Consider the following 15654-nt stretch of genomic DNA (forward strand, 5'->3'; position numbering starts at 1 on the left):
CTCGTTATGCAAGTTTGCTTACCCGCGAGCGCCCGGAGCCTGCCGACTTGACCCGCACCGTCGGGCCGCTATGGCCCGAGCCAGTCGCGGGCGTCGGCGCGACCGACACCTCGCCGTCCGGCAAGGGCGGCGCCCCGTGTAGAACCTCCGCCAGATCCTCGACGGTTCGATTCAGCTTGAGACCGAAGTGGATCAATGCGCAGAGCGCGGCATATGCGTAGACGCGACAGTCCAACGCCTCGTTGGCGCGTCCCGATGGCAGTTCCCACACGCGGTACTTATGCCCGCTCGCTTCCTTGACCACGATCCGCTCGGATGTGAGCTGCGCGTAGTAGTTCAAGTCACGGTCCGCCGGGAAGTGCATGAATCCCGGACCTGGAGCGTCCTTGTTCAACCGGTTCCGGATCGTGTCCTTCGCCGTGTTGACGCCAATGATGGTCGGGCGATACGTGGCCTTGTTTCGTCGGCTGGGCACCTTCGTGGGCCAAACTGGCGACCGCTGCCCGTTCCGGGCGGATTCCCCCTTGATGGCGTAAATCCGTCTCCCCAATCGGGCCTTGGCGAACTCATACACGCGCTGCGTGTTGTGGCCACCGGAGTCGATACATGCAGCCGAAACGTTGTATGGCCGGCCATCGTGGCGATACCACGTCTTCAACAGGTAGGCGTCGACGCGTGCCCACAGTTCAGGCGTTTCCGGGTCGCCCTCGAATACCTCATAGTCGATAGACCAGCTTTCCTCATCCCGGCCCCAGCCAACCGCCTCGCACTCGACACGGTCAGGCTGGACGTCCAGTCCGGCGGTCACCACCCCAACGCCGAAGGGCACCTGCGCGGCCCAAAGTTCGCCGCGAGCAGCCAGTGTTTCCAGATTCAGATCCTTGCCGCTGTGCGCACGGTAGGGCAAACCCATCTGCGTGTTCCACCATGCCTGCTTCAGATCCTCGTCGTCCTTCGCTGCAAGCCACTTCGCCGCGATGTCCGCCGGCTTATCCTTGGTCCACGGGGAATACAGCTTGCTGGCCTGGAAGCCGGCATGCTGGTTATCAACGCCCCAACTTCCGCAGTCCGGACACTTCGCCCGGTACACCGCGTGGCGATCGCTGGCCCACCAGTCCCACACCGATTCCACTCCGGCGATGCCGCCGCTGCCAGGATCTGCGGCTTCCGCATCGCGCCAGGCGCGGTCGTACATTTCGAGGGGGACATGACGGCTACCGCAGCAGCTGAATGGCCGTGTCTGGTGCCACCGCACGGTTTGAAGTGCCCGCAGTCGATCTCCCTCCGACCAACCCAAGCCGCAGGCTTCACAGAAAATCCGCGCGGTCTTAGGGAAATGCTCCTGCACGACGCCCTTATCGTCCTTGCGCTTCTTCCAGTCGACATGACGGAAGAAGTCCAAGAACTGGCGATGCCCGCAGCTTGGGCAGCACACAGAGGCGCGTCGCTGGTCCGACGCCAGATAGCTCTTCTCGATGCGGCTTTCATCCTGCACGGTCGGCGAGCATGCACGCACCGACAACCAGTTGGCGCCGAAACTCGCGGTGCGTTCTTCCGCCAGCGAGATCGGGTCCCCCTCCCGGGTAACCGGATACTTGTCCACCTCGTCGGCGAGAATCACTCGCACCGGCCGGCGCGCGAGGTTGTCTGGGCTGCCGGCGCCCGCTAGCGCCAAGAAACCACCAGGGAACGACTTGAATAGCAGCGTCTCGTCCGCCGTGCGCGTCTTGCTGGAGCCAACCAGCTCGCGCAGCACGGGCGTCACCCGCACCATGGGATTGATGCGCTCTTTGCTGAACTGCTCCGCTGCGTCTTCCTTGGGCTGCAACAGCAGCATCGGACAAGGATCCAGATGCGCGAAGTACCCGAAGATGTTCTCCAGCAGTGCAGTCTTCAGCATCTGAGTGCTGACCATCGCCGTGATGACATGCACACCGGGTTCAGTGGGCGCGAGCATGGGGCCGCGCGCAACCTCCACCGTGCTGGTCGACCACTTCCCTGAGGTGCTGCCGGCTTCCTTCGCCAGCTTTCTGAAGCGGTCTGCCCATTCCGGCACGCTGATTCGCGGTGGCGGCGTCCACCCCTGGCGAGCCGCCCGCAGCAGCAAGGCGCGCTTATCCAGCGCTGAAGTCGGCGGCGGGTTCGCCAAGGTCTGAGATTTGTTTGTGGACATGCGCAGTCAAAGCCTCGGTGACCCGGTCGGCCTCTTCCAGCCCAAGTTCGGCGGCCAGCAGCGGACCAATCTTCGCGGGCCAGTTCAGCCACGCATCGCGCTGTCCCCGAGAGGCTTCGAAAAGTACGGCCTGGGCCACGGCAAGCTCCACCAGCGCCCCGGATTTCTGTTCATATTCCAGCTGCCGCAGTAGCGCCAGCCAGTTCTCCTTTCGACGCAGGGCCTCGGCGTAGTCGACCCCGGCACCCTCGTTCAACATCCGGGCGGCTTCTGCCTCCAGGGAGTCGTCGTCACCAGACGTCGACTCAGGGGAGCCTTGCGAGCCGACCGGCCGGCGAGACGACACCGGTCGCGCGGGCTTCGCGTCGGGCTTGGTGGCCGTCGCATTAGCTTGACGCCACGGAGAACCGATCAAGACCGGGTCAAGCGTTCCATCCTTCTTCGCCTTCAGCCGTCCCTGCGTGATCGCCCGCCGCACCAGCGTGTCGGAACATCCTTCTCGGCGGGCGAACTCTCGAATCGAAAGGCCCTTTTCCGTTTTTGCCATGGTGCGAACACCTCCAAGTTTCCTGTTCGCACCCCAATTTCAGACGCGATTGCAGCAGCGCGAACCGCTGCAAACCCGCGCAGGCATTGCGTTTCCGCTGACAGCGCGAACGGGCCAGTGCGAACAGAATGCGAATACCAGTGCAAACCGGTGTTCGCACCGCAGGAAATGCCCGAGAGCCGCACAAATGCGCGCTCTCAGCCGCTTTCTTGTGCTGGTGCGAACAGGGTGCGAACACCTTTAACACCTCAGCGCTGGGCACAAAACGCGGCGCGCAATGCCCGCGTTGCTTACCCCCCCAGAGGGGACCCGTCCCCTACCTCGCCGTCTTCAGCGCCTGAGCCAGCGCTGCGTCGAAGTCACCAGGGAAATGCCGCTCGACAATTTCGCGCGCGGTCGTACCGAAGTTCAGCTGCTTCTTGACGGGCAGCGCGTCGCCGAACCGGATCAGCAGCTTCAGACGGCCACCGCGGTTCTGCTGGTTCGCCAGCTGCCCCGTCGTCACCGCCTGGCGCCGCCCACCTGCCTTCACGCCGCGCGCCCGCTTGGGCGCAACACGCTGCCATACCCCATTTACGGCCTGGCCGTTGCGCGTGCGTATCGAGCCTACATAGACATCCGGCCTTGCCTTCAGACGCCCCATTGCGGCGCGCGGCAGGTTGCCGTAGCTATTCAGCTTCACCCCCTTGGGATTGAGCAGCGCCCGGCTGTTCAGCTTGTGGACGCCGCCCGTCTCGTAGGGCAGCAGGTAGGCGGCCGCGATCTTCTTGATGTAGACCACTGCCACCGGTGACGACTTGCGAGCCTTGCTCACCCCGACGGACTTCTGCGTGAATGGCGTCGGGTTTTCGAAGGTCGCCTTGATGTTGGCCTGTTCTGCGGCCTGGACACGCGCGGCAGTTGCGTTGATGGCCTGCGCCATCGCAAACGGCAGCTGCCTCGACGTGAAGGCGTCCATGCGCCGCAGGACATTTTTCAGGTTGGACGTGATCTTGATTTCAAGCACAGCCCCCCCTTTCATATGAGCTTGCCGGGTGCCACCAACTGCACACCGCCCGGCGGCGATGATCCCTACCCCGCGCGTCATGCCCAACGCGCGGCCCTCGGTGGCGAAGGTTCGGATTGAATAGCCCCGTCAGTCGGCCCAGCTCTTGATCAGCAGTTCAGCGCGCGGCACGCCCGCGCCACCGCCAACCGTGTAGCGGATGTCCAGCACCTGCATGGGGAAGCCCTTAAACGCTTCACGCATCTGCGGATGGTCGTTCACACTGACCAACGCACGGCCCTTCATCGAGCGCATGGCATCCGCCATCGCGGCGTACTGCTCGATGCCGAACTCCACGCCATAACCGGCGGTGTCCCAGTACGGCGGATCCATGTAAAACAACGTGTGCGGCCTGTCGTAGCGCTTCACGCAGTCCAGCCACGGCAGATGCTCGACGTAGATGCGCGCCAGTCGCAGGTGCGCGGCGGACAGCGTCTCTTCCATGCGCAGCAGGTTCAGGCCCGGTGGCGCCGTGGTCGCGGTGCCGAAAGTCTGCCCTTCCAGTTTGCCGGCGAAGCAGTTCTGCATCAGGTAGTAGAAGCGGGCCGCGCGCTGAATGTCGGTCAGCGTCTCGGGCCGCGTTTCCTTCTGCCACTTGAACATCTGCCGGCTGGTCAGCGCCCACTTGAACTGGCGCACGAACTCTTCCAGGTGGTGCTGCACCACGCGGTACAGGTTGACCAGATCGCCGTTGATGTCGTTCAGCACCTCGACCTTGGCCGGTTCCGGCCTGGCGAACAGCAGCGCCGCCCCGCCCGCGAATGGCTCGACGTAGCAGGAATGCTTGGGGAAATGGGGAAAAATCTTGTCGGCCAGGCGGCGCTTGCCACCCAACCAGGGAATGATCGGTTTTGCCACTTGTGAGCGTCCATGTAAACTGGCCCCCGCCTGTACAGGTGGGACGGCCTCGGGTCGTTCACGGGCTAGGTCCGTGTATCGGCTGACGGTCCAGCGGTTGCCGCCGTTGGACCGTCGCCGTCTTTTCTAAGCTTCTTGGAGAAATCGACCGTGCGAGACATCCCGCAGGATCACATCGTTACTTTCTTAGGTGGCCCACTTCACCGCTTCACCAATGTCATAGAGCCGAATAGCGGCGCTGCATATCTCGCCTACAGCGACGGCACCGGGAACTATGGGCAGGCAAATCGCGGGGCGCACTATGCCCGGCAAACCATTACCGGACAAACAGCTGAAGGGGACCAGGTGACCCGCGACTTCATGGTGCTGGTCGGCTGGGATGAAGATCCCAACGAATTCATAAAGCAGAATCCAGGCGTCCTTACGCTAACGCCCCTGGATGCCGCGTAAAAGCAAAAGCCCCGCCGGCATCCCGGTCGGGGCTTTTGCTTATCTGGATCGGTCAGGCGAATAGACTGCTCGCCGCGCACCACGCGGCTCCAATCCTAATTTGGTTGTGTGAACAGCGTGGCGGTAAAGATGGCCCCGCCCTGGAGAAAAGCTGCAATCGCGGCCATTCCTGCGGCCCATGCGTTCAGCCGGCCTTGCCGTCGGGCCGTGGCAACAACGTCGATCCACTTTCCGTCGGCCTCAAGCGAAATAGGACCTCTACCGCCGCGGAAGTTGAGGAAGCTCGCGTCCGCCGGTATGGCGCCTTTGTAATCCGAGCGGATGTACACCACCGATGCGCAGAACCACAGCACAGCCGCGGCGAAAGCGAATATCGCGGAACAAACGTTGAGATAGGTGACCATGGCCTGAACGCAATAAAGCCCCGGCTTCTATTCCGGGGCTTTTTGGGCGGACTTCTGAGGAAATCCAATAGAACGGATTTTGAACCCCAAAAGTTCTCGCGTCAAGGATTAAGGAATAAATCCACCGTCGCGCAACAATTTCTCCGCGGCTGCGTGCGCCCCCTGCTCGATCCCATACACCGCAGGCTCGCTGGTCTTGGCCTTGCGCGCCCCCTTGATCCAGCTCGCTGTCTTGGCGCTGGCCCGCTTGCTGGTGGACAGGCTGCAATCATGGCGTTTCGCCAGATCCTCCAACCCCACGCCGTCCTTTCCCTCGAAGTGGCGGCGCAGCAGGTCCATCCGCATTTCGCTGTTGACGCTGGGCATGGCGAGGAATTCCGCCAGCTCGGCGGCGAGCGCACGAATCGCCGTCAGCCATTCCAGATGATCACCAGCGCACCCGCAGTATTTGCAGGGCGACTTGCGCTGACCATACCGGGCGCGCAGCACGGCGAAATGCAACGGGGCGAGGCCGCGCTCCAGGAACTTTCGGGCAGTGCCGGTCTCGGCTGCGCCGTCAATTCCGGAGAACGGCCCGGGTTCGCCCAGGCGTGCGTCCGCAGCTCTTGCCATCGCAGGGCGCCCAGCAGTATGGCGCTCGTCGGTGAAGGCGTAGTCCAGCGCCACGGCTATGCGCGGGAAAGGCGTTGCGCGGTCCATCACTGCCCCTCCACAGTCGGGTCGGGCAGGTACACCGGCTCCGCTTCATCACTGCCCGCCACGATGCGCAGCCAGGTGTACAGCTGTTCGCGCGCATCCGCGTCGTGACGAGGATGGCCCGCCCACATCAACACCCATTGGCCGCGCTCGACTTCGCCCAGCGTCATCAGGTGCTTGGCAAGCAGGCGGTCGTACATGGGCCGGTCGGCGAGCGCCACGCCCCCGCGGCAGCGCCAGCATCGGCACGGGGCGTAGGACGCGGCCAGGCTCCGCAATTGGTTCTGAATGATGCGGCCGGCATCGGCCTGCGGGGTCGGCTTGGGTTCCTCGTAGGGAAGCTCCAGCCAGGTTTCGGGGTCTTGGTGATCGAGCATGATCAATCCTTCAAACGATTCCAGAGTTGTAGGGAGGGACGCGCAACAGCCGCGCCACAAGCTCAACCGCAGAACCGTCCAGGACGGCGCCCTCGGTAAAGCGCAACACCTTCCAGCCCGCGAGGGTGGCGGCGTTGTACTTCTCGCAATCAGCGACGAATCCGGATCCCCGGGTGTGACGCCCGTTCGTCCATACGCCGCCTTCAATCTCAACCGCCACCTTCTGGGCGGGCCACGCAAAATCAATGCGCCACATGCGCGGGGGGGCAAACCGATACTCCCGCTCCGGCGCCGGCACCTTCACCGCACGCAGGTCACGCGCGAAACGCTCCTCCAGTTGGCTGGGCGCCCCCGGGAGGAATCTGGAGGGCTTCTTCGGCGCCGTCGGCCGTGCAGGACGGGTCACCATCACAAGGCCCCCAAGCGCTTCAGCGCCCTGTCGTGGCAGTTCACGAGGATCCCGTGCCATTCGCCCCGCCGATCCCAGTACGTGCGCCGGCACAGGGCGACTTCGTCAAGGTTGAATTCCTTCATCTGCACCAGCTCCGTCAGCCGATTCTCGATCTTGGCCGGCAGCGCCTTTGTGTTCTTCTGTTCCGTCATCTCTTCATTCCCTCTGTAGGCATGAACCCGAGCTGGACAGACCCCGCCTTTCCTGTGGGGCCTTCACATGAACCGTCGCCGTTCCATGACCCGTCAGCCTTTTCGATCCCAGGGTGCTAACCTCGCCGCCCTTGCTCCTGTTTCAGATCTATCCCACGGTAGGAGCCTCTTCCCCGCGTCGCCGCCGTTACGCTATGTCCGACCGACGCGGGTGCTGCCTGCTGGCGCTACGTCGCCATGGCGGCCCTCCTGGCGGCGCCAAGCTTGAGAGCGACCGCCAACAGTCCGGCACGCTGGTGCAGGTCGTTAGCGTCCTCGCCCATCACGTCGCTCATGCAGTACGCCAACCCCGCCGCCTGGACGGCACGCTCACCTGCGCCGCTTTCGTCGTTGTCGGCAAAGGCATACTTGCGCCCCGGTATCAATCCAGCGACGTGCCGCAAATTGATGTCGCTGAAGCACACCAGGACGGACGCATTCAGGCGCATTTGCTTCACGGCCGCGTCAACGGACAGCCCGGTGGCGTACCCCTCGCAAAGCACCGTTTCCAGGGCGCGAGGCGGCCCCAGGCGAAGCACTGCCCCCGTTGCGCGCATGCCATAGGCCATCTTCTTGGCCCACTCACGCTTGTCCCCATCCCACCGGATACGCTGCACCCCAACGATTCGGTTGTCGGACACGTCCCGCATGGGAATCACCAGCGAGTCGTCCTCGGCGATCAGCCCTTTCAGCGCCGGGAACCCTTTGCGATGCAGATAGCCATGCAGGCCGGGCACGCATGAACGGATCAGCGCCTCAGCCTGGAGCGCCGCTCGCTGCTGGCGCGCCTTCTGGCGCTGCTGTTCGGCGGCACGCTTCCGGCCCCAGGCCCGCTTCTCTTCTTCGGTCCAGGGCTTGAACTCGCCCCCGTACCAATGCACCTCGCCGTCGCCGTCCCAGGCCATGACCCATCCGCGCTGGCCGTCCCAGAAATAGGCGCCGTTCTTGCTGCGCTCGTGCGCCGTGGTGGCGCATCGGCGGATGCGTTCACTCGGATAAAGGTCTCCCACCAGGACACCGCAGGCCCGCGCGAATTCGCTAAACGTCTGCATTCGCGCCCCCCTTGGCCTTGCCTTTCAGGTAGGCGAGACGAAGCTGTGTGATCTTGCCCAGCGTGTTGCGGCTGGGCGCTGTGTTCGGCATGTCGTGAAACTTCCAATCCCAAGAGGGCCAATCGCCCGTGATGTCGTGAAAGAGCGCCCGCGCGCGCTTCTCCTGCTTGTCCTCGGTGGACTTCTCGCGGGCGAAGGTGCAAAGCTGCTCGTAGAGGTGGCGCCGGTCATCGGCCAGCTTCTTGTTGCCCAGCATCACCGGCTGCATTTCGCCGGCCTCGACCTCGACCAGGGCCTGTTTCTGCGGCTCGAAGCCGCAGGCCATGCAGCGGCGCGCGAATGGCGTATGGCCGCAGGACGGGCACCCTTCGCGCTCGGCGTCCTTGGTTTCTCGACGGATTTCCTTGTCGAGCTTCTCGCCCAGGTCCAGGGCGATCAGGCCGTTGTAGAAAATGTTCTCGAAATCCTTCAGGAACCGGATGAAGTTGCCGGAGTGGTCCAGCAGGATGCAATCCACCTTGCCCGTCTCGGGCGATCCGCGCAGACCACGCCCCCACATCTGAATGGCCGTGGATAACGACTTTCGCAAGGGGCGGCAGTCGATCACGCAGCCCACGTCCTTGACGTCAAAGCCCTTAGCCAGGGCCTCCACGCTGATCAGTACCCGGATGATCGAGTCGGGCTTCTTGTATTCGGCCAGGAGCATTTCGCGCTCGGCCGGCGTGGTGTTCTGGCTGAATACCGCGGCGTGGACGCCCGCCTCATTGAACTGGCGGCACAGCTCTTCGCAGTGGGCGATGGTCGAGCCAAAGCAGATGGTCTTGCGCCCTTCGCCGTGCCGGATCCATTCCGACACAACGTCGCCGACGATCTTCATACCGCGCTCGGCTGCGGAAGACTCGGTCCACTCGCCCCCGGCGGTGTTGGCGCCTTCCATGTTGATGCGCTTGGCGCTCAACACCCGCATAGGGACCAGGATCCCCTGTTGCGTCAGGTCGTTCATGGTCGCTGCGTTCACCAGGTTGGTGAACAACTTCCCCAGGCCAGGCGAGAACGGTGTCGCGGATAGCCCGACCACCGATGCGGTGCAATTCTGGATATGCTCGGTCCACACGCCCAGCTGCGTGTGCGCCTCGTCGATGATGATGACGTCAGATGCCGGCCAGCCGCGGCTCGCCAAGGTCTGCGCGCTGGCGATCTGAAATGGCAGGCTGGGATTGACACGCCAATGGTTCGCTTGGATGACCCCGTGGTTGCTCAGACCGTAGCTGTCTGCGGCTTCGCTGGTCTGGTTAATCAGCGTCACGCGATCGCACACGAACGTCGCGCGTTTGCCGCGCTGCAGCGCCTCATTGGCGATCCGCAGGCCCAGGTAGGTCTTGCCCGCCCCCGTGGGCGCCATGATCAGCTGGTTCTTGTGGCCGGCCCGGCGGCCTTCCCGTAGCAACTCGTGCGCTGTCTGCTGGAACGGTCGCGGCGGCGGGAAAGACGTGGCAGCTGCGCTGGCTTCGGTCTCGGGAAATAGCGTGTTGTTCATGCCGTGCCCGTCCTCTTTTCCAGCGCATCCAGCTTGCGCTTGTAGGTCTTGGCCGTCTTCACCGCGGCGTCCTTCTCGCCGATCAGGCCATTGACGCGCGTGGTCAGAACCCGGTTTTCCTCCGTCAGACGGACCACTTCCGCCACTGCGGCGGCCAGCCTGTCGTCCGCTTCGAACACGCGGGCCATCATCTGGTTGTCCGCATTCAGCCGCTCGTAGTCCGCCAGCATCTCGGCTTGCGCGTCGTCGCCGCCCGCGCTGTCGGCCTGGCCGGAAATTGGCGGCGCTGCCTCGGGCGCAGCCGGTGCAGCTTTCGCCGCTTTGGAGCGGGCAGCCTTTTTGATCGCCTCCGGGCCTTCAGCGGCGAGCGCAACCTGCTCTTCCTGCGGCAGACTGGCGACAACCGCGGCGTCCTTCAATGACAGCGCGCCCGCCTTCACAGCGTCCTTGATTTCGGGCGCGGCCTTTCGGCTGACACTCTTGGCCTGCTCGATTGACCTGACGCTCACCCCGGCGGACGCCGCCATGTCCGCAGCCGACTTCGCGGCTAATTCCGCACCCGGTGCGGAGTTACGCTCGGCATCCTGATATTCCGCACCGGGTGCGGAATTAGCGCTCGCAGGCTTGCCAGCCGAGCGCCACTGCCACAGCTCGGTCTCAATCAGCGCCCAGGCACCGGCGGACAGGTGGCGGCGTTCCTTGTTCTGCGCCTTCACGAAGTCCACCGGGTCCACGTCGGGCGGCAGCTCGCGCTCGGGGCAAGGCATGCCCAGTTCTTGGCTGGCGCTGTAGCGGTGCCACCCGTCAATCACCATTCCCTCGTGGAGGGTGATCGCGTTTTGCACACCGATGCACTCGATGCTGTCCTTCAGCGCCTGGAAGTCAGCCGCGCTCATCGCCGGGAAGGCGGCGGACAAGGGGTGTTGGTGAAATGTCACAGTGACGAATCTCCACGCACGAGGCGCTTCAGCGGCGCAATGGCGCGCTGAAAGTACCTCTCAATCGTCGTAGTCCATAGGCCACGACTGATCAGCTCTTCCCGAGCCCAGTTCGCGTAATTGAATTCACGACTACGGCGCTCATCCTTCGGTATGCCGCCCTGGTCGTGGGCGCGATGCAGATCCGGGCAAAGGGGAAAGCACAGGCTGTCGCACGCCTTCATGCCACCGCCTTTGTCGAAGTTCGGATGGCACGCCTGCGCCGGCTTGCCGGTGATGAGGCAACCCAAGGCCGCCACGTTGCGGCGGTGCGTTTCGGACCGCAGCAGACTTGCCTCTTTGCGGGCTGCGGGGCGGCCGCCCCCGAGCGCTTTGGTGACCTTGTGGCCCAGGCCCTCAGCGCGCGAAGGCTTGGCACGCTTCATGGGTTGCCGGGCGCGCAGCGGTTGGCCGCGCTTCATGGGTTTCGATCGCTTCAGCATGCGCACCCCGTATTGCCGCGCACCCGTACCCATGGCCTGTAGGCCCAGCCGTAGCCGCCCCCGCGCCGAATGAGACCGGCTCGGGATGCATCGAACAGGAACGAGTCCACCGCATTCGCTGCCGCGAGATCACGCGGGCTGCTCGCCCAGGGACTGACGGCGATCATGTCGGCCGCGACCACGGCCCGAAGGGCAAACACGTCGACCGCGCCCCGCGTGTCGAGAATCGCCTGGCGCACGCGCTCAACCGTTTCGGCGGGAACGCGGTAACCACGGAAGGTATGGAGACACGCTGCCATCACGCGTCACCCGAGCCGATCCAGATCGCACCAGGCGCAGGCGGCGTTCTGGTGTCACCAGGGACGTGATGCGCGAAGGTCCAAGGGCGGAGGCCGGTGTATTGATCCGATTGCGTTTCGGCGCCCGTCGCGACGGGCATACCTGCGTCGGCGGCGCGCTGGCCCTGGGCAAAGTCGGCGCTAGGCATTGGTCGCCTCCCGCTGCCCCACCTCGCGCATCGTGTCCAGCAATGCACGCAGCGCTTCCAGAGTACGGCTACGGACGTCGTTCCGTTTGCCGCGTTCGATGGCGCTTACAGCCCCCTGTGTAATGCCGATCGCCTGACCTATTTCGCTCTGAGACAATCCCGCGTCCCGCAAGCGAACGACTATTTGTTGGGCTTCCATGCCAACTCCAATAGCAAAGTATTGGAGAAAATAATAGCATAGTATTTTTTAAAGGTGGGAGAATGAATACATGAGTACTCTCGGCGATCGGATCAAAGAAGCAAGACTGAGCCTCGGCATGTCGCAGGCGCAGCTCGCTCGCAAAATTGGCGTTTCTCAGGGCGCTATCGGCCACCTTGAGCGCGGGCGCACGCAGGCATCGTCGTTGCTTTTGCGATTGGCGTCGGCGCTCGGTGTCAGTCCCGTGTGGCTGGAATCGGGCGATGTGCCCTTCTCCACGTCGGACGACGAAGCCCTTGCATCCCGCCTCCGCCACGTTTCGGCGCAACCATTTGGCTCTGGCACCAATGTCGCACCAGGGCCTGACCTCTACACGCCCATTCCACTTATCTCGTGGGTTCAGGCCGGCGACTGGTGTACGGTCGTGGACAATTTCGCCCCCGGCGACGCCGAAGAATGGCTGCCGTGCCCCCGCGCTCACAGCCCGTCTGCATTCGCCTTACGAGTACGGGGTGTCAGCATGGAGCCGAAGTACCAAGACGGCGACATCATCTTCGTGGATCCAGAAGTTCAGGCGAATCACGGCCGCAACGTCGTGGTCAGGCTCGACAATGACGAGGCGGCCACCTTCAAGCAGTTGGTCGAGGAAGGCAACAAGCGGTATCTGCGCCCCCTAAATCCCGATTGGCCCGGCCCCAAACTCATCCCCATCAACGGCAATGCAACGATCTGCGGCGTCGTAATCGGGAAGTTTGTTCCGGAGTAGGCTCAGTCCTATCCGACCGTAGCGCCCACCAGGGCGCTATTTTTTTTTGCCAATCAAGTACTTTGGTATTGACTGACTATTAATAGTAAAGTATTGTTCAATACCAAATGAAAGCCCCGCACCTGTTGACGCAGGTCGGGGCTTCGGAAGTACCGCAGTTGACGCTGCGGCCCTCAAACCTGGACTACCTGGAGACCTATCCATGTCCAAGTCAAAAATCCGCCCGCAAGGCGCGGAGGGGATTTCTCATCCTCGCAATGTAGCAAAGTCATCGTTGACCGTCAACGATTCGTCAACGCCCCCGGCCACCTTTGCCCGCCGCACGCGTGGCAAACCCCACTCCACCGCTGGGGGTGCGGCATGAGAAAGTTCCTCACCCTCTCCCATCAGCAATACCGGGAATTCGCGGAATTGTGCAAGACCGAAGCAGGTCAGGCCCTGGAGGTGTCCAGCACCGACGCGATGAACGGAAACTGGGCAATGTCGGGGTTCATGGCCTGGGAGGTCATTGCCGATGTTCGTGCCAAGGAAGCTTCCTTCGCCATGGAAGTCTCCCGAATCGAACTGGCGGATTCCATCGTTGTAGGTGACTTTCGCCGCGCCGGCCGGTCACGCCCCGAGACCAACTGGGACGCGCTGACCGATGACGAGATCTATCCATTCATCGTTTGGCACGAGATCGGACACCGCCGCGACAACTTCAACATGCTCGACGTGATGTTGGCGCGCGGCAACTTCCCGGAGGAAGTGGTCAGGCGGCTTCGGTGGATCAACGAGGTGCTGGCGGACCGCTTCGCGTGGGCACAGATCCGTCCTGGCGAAATGCTGGTCAAGACCGACGCGGGCAAACGCGACGCGCAACTGATCGAAGACACGATCGAGTACCTAGCCCGCTACTGCAAGCGCGCCAAGTTCAAGCCCCGCGCCATCCCTTTGGGCCAGTACGCCCACATCTCACCGCGGATGCTTGAAAGCGCACAGTTGGCAGCCTTCGTCGGCCCCGACGTCCATCCCGAGTTGCTGGCGCACTACATCTTGAAACGCGCCAATCGTCTCGACTACGGCCAGGGCCGACGCGCATCCCGAATCCCGAGTGGCGAGGTGGTTGCATGACGAAGCCACGCAATCCCACCGAGCAACTGGCCGCCGCCACGCGCGGGCGCTCCCTGTACATCCGCCTGTATGACAACGCCACGGCCGAGCTGGGCAAGGCGAAGGCAGAGCTGCAGGACGAGCGCATCCGACACGCGCAGGCCCTCTCCACGCTCGCCAACGTGGCCCACGCCCTGGAGACCGGCACGCCTCCGGAAACCGTTCTGGCTCTCGTCCGCATCGCCTTGCGGCTCGCCCCCAACGGGCAGCCCCTGTAAGCGCCCCACATTCATCTGGATTCGGAGTAAGAAAATGTCTTCGCTGATTTCCTCTGAAAGCGCCAAGCCGCTGAACTACGTCTACACGTCCCGCGCCGCACTGAAAGCGGCCTTGCGTATCGCGGCCAAGCTGGATATCCGCTATTACCTCAACGGCGTCAACATTGAGGCCGACAGTACCTCCACTCGCCTGATCGCCACCGACGGCCACCGGATGCTCATCATCCATCGCGATGCCGAAAACAGCATCCAGGAGCCGGTGTCCTTCATCATCCCGCGCGACATCGTGCGCCAGATCATCGCGGGAGGCGGCAAGGCTCTCGCCAACGTTCAGATCGACATTCGCCCGGAAGGGCCTGGCCTGTGGTCCGCACCTTTGCTGCACATCGGGAATCGGACGCGCCTGACCTTCGCTCAGATCGAGGGGAAATTCCCGAACTGGCGCGCCGTCGTGCCGAAGACGATCAGCGGAAAGGCCGCGCAACTCAATCCTGAATACCTGGCGGAAATGAACGCTGCTGCCGCCGACCTGGGCAGCAGCCACGTCACGGTATCGCATAACGGCACGGAACCCGCTCTGGTTCTTCCGCAATCTCAGATCGCCGAGAAATTCATCGGCATCGTCATGCCTATGCGCGACGCAACCCTCCCCGCATGGACCCCGCCCACTTGGTGCGCAGCGCCCAAAAATTCCCAGGAGCAATCCCAATGAGCAACGCCACCGCACAAGCTTGGTTCAGGAACCTCCGAATTTTCCGCCTTTCGGGCACGTGGCCCCTTTCGGGCGAAGCCCTGGAAGAGGCGCTGAACCGAGCCGCCTTCCAACCCGGCAACAACCTTGAGATGCAATCGTTGGGCTGGGTCCCTCCACGCGAAGGCGGCGGCCTGGCTCACGTTGTCGGCGGACAGATCCTCCTGACCCTGCGCGCCGGCCAGAAGCTGCTGCCGGCCAAGGTGATCAACCAGGTCGCCAAGGCCCGCGCCCAGGAAATCGAAGAGCAGCAGGGCTACAAGCCGGGCCGCAAGCAGATGAAGGAAATCAAGGAGCGCGTCACCGACGAACTCCTGCCGCGCGCCTTCAACGTATATCGCGATACCCGCGTGTGGATCGACCCCGCCCACCGCTGGCTGGTCATAGACGCCGCTGCCTCGGCCAAGGCCGATGAGGTCGTCGGCCTCCTGTCCAAGTGCCTGGATCCGCTCCCGCTCGAAAACCTGTATGTCGTCCAGTCGCCGGCCTCGGCCATGACGGGCTGGCTTGCGGAAGACGAGGCGCCGTCCAACTTCAGCATCGACCAGGACACCGAGCTGCGTTCCTCGGGCGAAAGCGGCGCCGCCATCCGCTACGTCAAGCACTCCATCGACGCAGACGACGCCCGCCGACACATCCAGTCCGGCAAGCAATGCACCCGCCTCGCGCTGACCTGGGCCGACCGTATCTCGTTCGTGCTGACCGAGGAACTGGACATCAAGCGCGTCGCCCCCCTCGACGTCATCAAGGAAGGCCCCGGCGCCATCGCCACCAACGACGACGAAAAATTCGATTCGGATATGGCGCTCATGACCGGCGAACTCGCCAAGCTGTTGGCCGAACTGGTCGACGCGCTCGGCGGCGAAAAGCAATTCTGAGG

Annotated in this window: 20 protein-coding genes; 6 read left to right on the plus strand and 14 right to left on the minus strand. The window is 63.4% G+C overall.

Annotated elements, in window-relative coordinates; translation table 11 throughout:
- Window positions 1–4: 4 nt before the first annotated feature.
- The 4 genes from HV742_RS14220 to HV742_RS14235 form a co-directional block, all read right to left on the minus strand.
- Window positions 5–2173: a phage terminase large subunit family protein gene (locus HV742_RS14220; protein WP_175145763.1), complete on the minus strand. Its 2169-nt coding sequence runs from the start codon at window positions 2171–2173 to the stop codon at window positions 5–7.
- Window positions 2115–2720 carry a hypothetical protein gene (locus HV742_RS14225; protein ID WP_175145764.1) on the minus strand — a complete coding sequence of 202 codons (606 nt, stop codon included), beginning with the start codon at window positions 2718–2720 and terminating at the stop codon, window positions 2115–2117. Before HV742_RS14225 ends, HV742_RS14220 begins: the two co-directional genes overlap by 59 nt.
- A gap of 316 nt (window positions 2721–3036) precedes the next feature.
- Window positions 3037–3726: a hypothetical protein gene (locus tag HV742_RS14230; protein WP_217482403.1), complete on the minus strand. Its 690-nt coding sequence runs from the start codon at window positions 3724–3726 to the stop codon at window positions 3037–3039.
- 129 nt (window positions 3727–3855) lie between these two features.
- Entirely contained in the window at window positions 3856–4623 is a 768-nt protein-coding gene (locus tag HV742_RS14235; protein ID WP_175145765.1) for a DNA adenine methylase, read from the minus strand.
- 150 nt (window positions 4624–4773) lie between these two features.
- On the opposite strand from HV742_RS14235, the gene HV742_RS14240 reads away from it, so the two are divergent.
- Complete coding sequence (locus HV742_RS14240) at window positions 4774–5073, plus strand: hypothetical protein (RefSeq protein WP_175145766.1); 300 nt, start codon at window positions 4774–4776, stop codon at window positions 5071–5073.
- A gap of 95 nt (window positions 5074–5168) precedes the next feature.
- Here the strand turns inward: HV742_RS14240 and HV742_RS14245 are convergent, their stop codons facing one another.
- The 10 genes from HV742_RS14245 to HV742_RS14290 form a co-directional block, all read right to left on the minus strand.
- The gene (locus HV742_RS14245; protein WP_175145767.1) at window positions 5169–5477 is read right to left on the minus strand and encodes a hypothetical protein; all 309 of its coding nucleotides are present in this window, start codon (window positions 5475–5477) and stop codon (window positions 5169–5171) included.
- 108 nt (window positions 5478–5585) lie between these two features.
- Window positions 5586–6176: a hypothetical protein gene (locus tag HV742_RS14250; RefSeq protein WP_254601134.1), complete on the minus strand. Its 591-nt coding sequence runs from the start codon at window positions 6174–6176 to the stop codon at window positions 5586–5588.
- Window positions 6176–6550: a hypothetical protein gene (locus HV742_RS14255; protein ID WP_156351054.1), complete on the minus strand. Its 375-nt coding sequence runs from the start codon at window positions 6548–6550 to the stop codon at window positions 6176–6178. The genes HV742_RS14250 and HV742_RS14255 overlap by 1 nt, the downstream gene beginning before the upstream one ends.
- Before the next feature lie 10 nt (window positions 6551–6560).
- Window positions 6561–6959 carry a putative endonuclease domain-containing protein gene (locus tag HV742_RS14260; RefSeq protein WP_217482404.1) on the minus strand — a complete coding sequence of 133 codons (399 nt, stop codon included), beginning with the start codon at window positions 6957–6959 and terminating at the stop codon, window positions 6561–6563.
- A complete protein-coding gene (locus HV742_RS14265) occupies window positions 6959–7153 on the minus strand; it encodes a hypothetical protein (protein ID WP_054461537.1) in 195 nt (64 codons plus the stop codon). Before HV742_RS14265 ends, HV742_RS14260 begins: the two co-directional genes overlap by 1 nt.
- 227 nt (window positions 7154–7380) lie before the next feature.
- The gene (locus HV742_RS14270) at window positions 7381–8244 is read right to left on the minus strand and encodes a primase/helicase family protein (RefSeq protein WP_175145769.1); all 864 of its coding nucleotides are present in this window, start codon (window positions 8242–8244) and stop codon (window positions 7381–7383) included.
- Window positions 8231–9781, minus strand: coding sequence for a DEAD/DEAH box helicase (locus tag HV742_RS14275; protein WP_175145770.1), 1551 nt, complete (start codon window positions 9779–9781; stop codon window positions 8231–8233). The genes HV742_RS14270 and HV742_RS14275 overlap by 14 nt, the downstream gene beginning before the upstream one ends.
- Complete coding sequence (locus tag HV742_RS14280; protein ID WP_175145771.1) at window positions 9778–10698, minus strand: ParB N-terminal domain-containing protein; 921 nt, start codon at window positions 10696–10698, stop codon at window positions 9778–9780. Before HV742_RS14280 ends, HV742_RS14275 begins: the two co-directional genes overlap by 4 nt.
- A gap of 17 nt (window positions 10699–10715) precedes the next feature.
- A complete protein-coding gene (locus tag HV742_RS14285; RefSeq protein WP_175145772.1) occupies window positions 10716–11201 on the minus strand; it encodes a hypothetical protein in 486 nt (161 codons plus the stop codon).
- A 479-nt stretch (window positions 11202–11680) separates the two neighbouring features.
- Window positions 11681–11887 carry a helix-turn-helix domain-containing protein gene (locus HV742_RS14290; RefSeq protein ID WP_175145773.1) on the minus strand — a complete coding sequence of 69 codons (207 nt, stop codon included), beginning with the start codon at window positions 11885–11887 and terminating at the stop codon, window positions 11681–11683.
- A gap of 70 nt (window positions 11888–11957) precedes the next feature.
- Here HV742_RS14290 and HV742_RS14295 point away from each other — a divergent pair, with 70 nt between their 5' ends.
- From HV742_RS14295 to HV742_RS14315, 5 genes are all read left to right on the plus strand, one after another.
- The gene (locus HV742_RS14295; protein ID WP_175145774.1) at window positions 11958–12653 is read left to right on the plus strand and encodes a LexA family protein; all 696 of its coding nucleotides are present in this window, start codon (window positions 11958–11960) and stop codon (window positions 12651–12653) included.
- A gap of 360 nt (window positions 12654–13013) precedes the next feature.
- Window positions 13014–13766 carry a hypothetical protein gene (locus tag HV742_RS14300; RefSeq protein ID WP_175145775.1) on the plus strand — a complete coding sequence of 251 codons (753 nt, stop codon included), beginning with the start codon at window positions 13014–13016 and terminating at the stop codon, window positions 13764–13766.
- On the plus strand, window positions 13763–14023 hold the full coding sequence (locus HV742_RS14305) for a hypothetical protein (RefSeq protein ID WP_175145743.1): 261 nt from the start codon (window positions 13763–13765) through the stop codon (window positions 14021–14023). Before HV742_RS14300 ends, HV742_RS14305 begins: the two co-directional genes overlap by 4 nt.
- A 34-nt stretch (window positions 14024–14057) precedes the next feature.
- Window positions 14058–14735, plus strand: a complete 678-nt coding sequence (locus HV742_RS14310) for a DNA polymerase III subunit beta family protein (RefSeq protein WP_175145776.1) — start codon at window positions 14058–14060, stop codon at window positions 14733–14735.
- Window positions 14732–15652 (plus strand): recombination-associated protein RdgC, encoded by a 921-nt coding sequence (locus HV742_RS14315; RefSeq protein ID WP_175145777.1) that lies wholly within the window; start codon window positions 14732–14734, stop codon window positions 15650–15652. Before HV742_RS14310 ends, HV742_RS14315 begins: the two co-directional genes overlap by 4 nt.
- Window positions 15653–15654: the final 2 nt, after the last annotated feature.

Source organism: Achromobacter ruhlandii (genome assembly GCF_902859695.1).
Lineage (GTDB): Bacteria > Pseudomonadota > Gammaproteobacteria > Burkholderiales > Burkholderiaceae_B > Achromobacter > Achromobacter ruhlandii.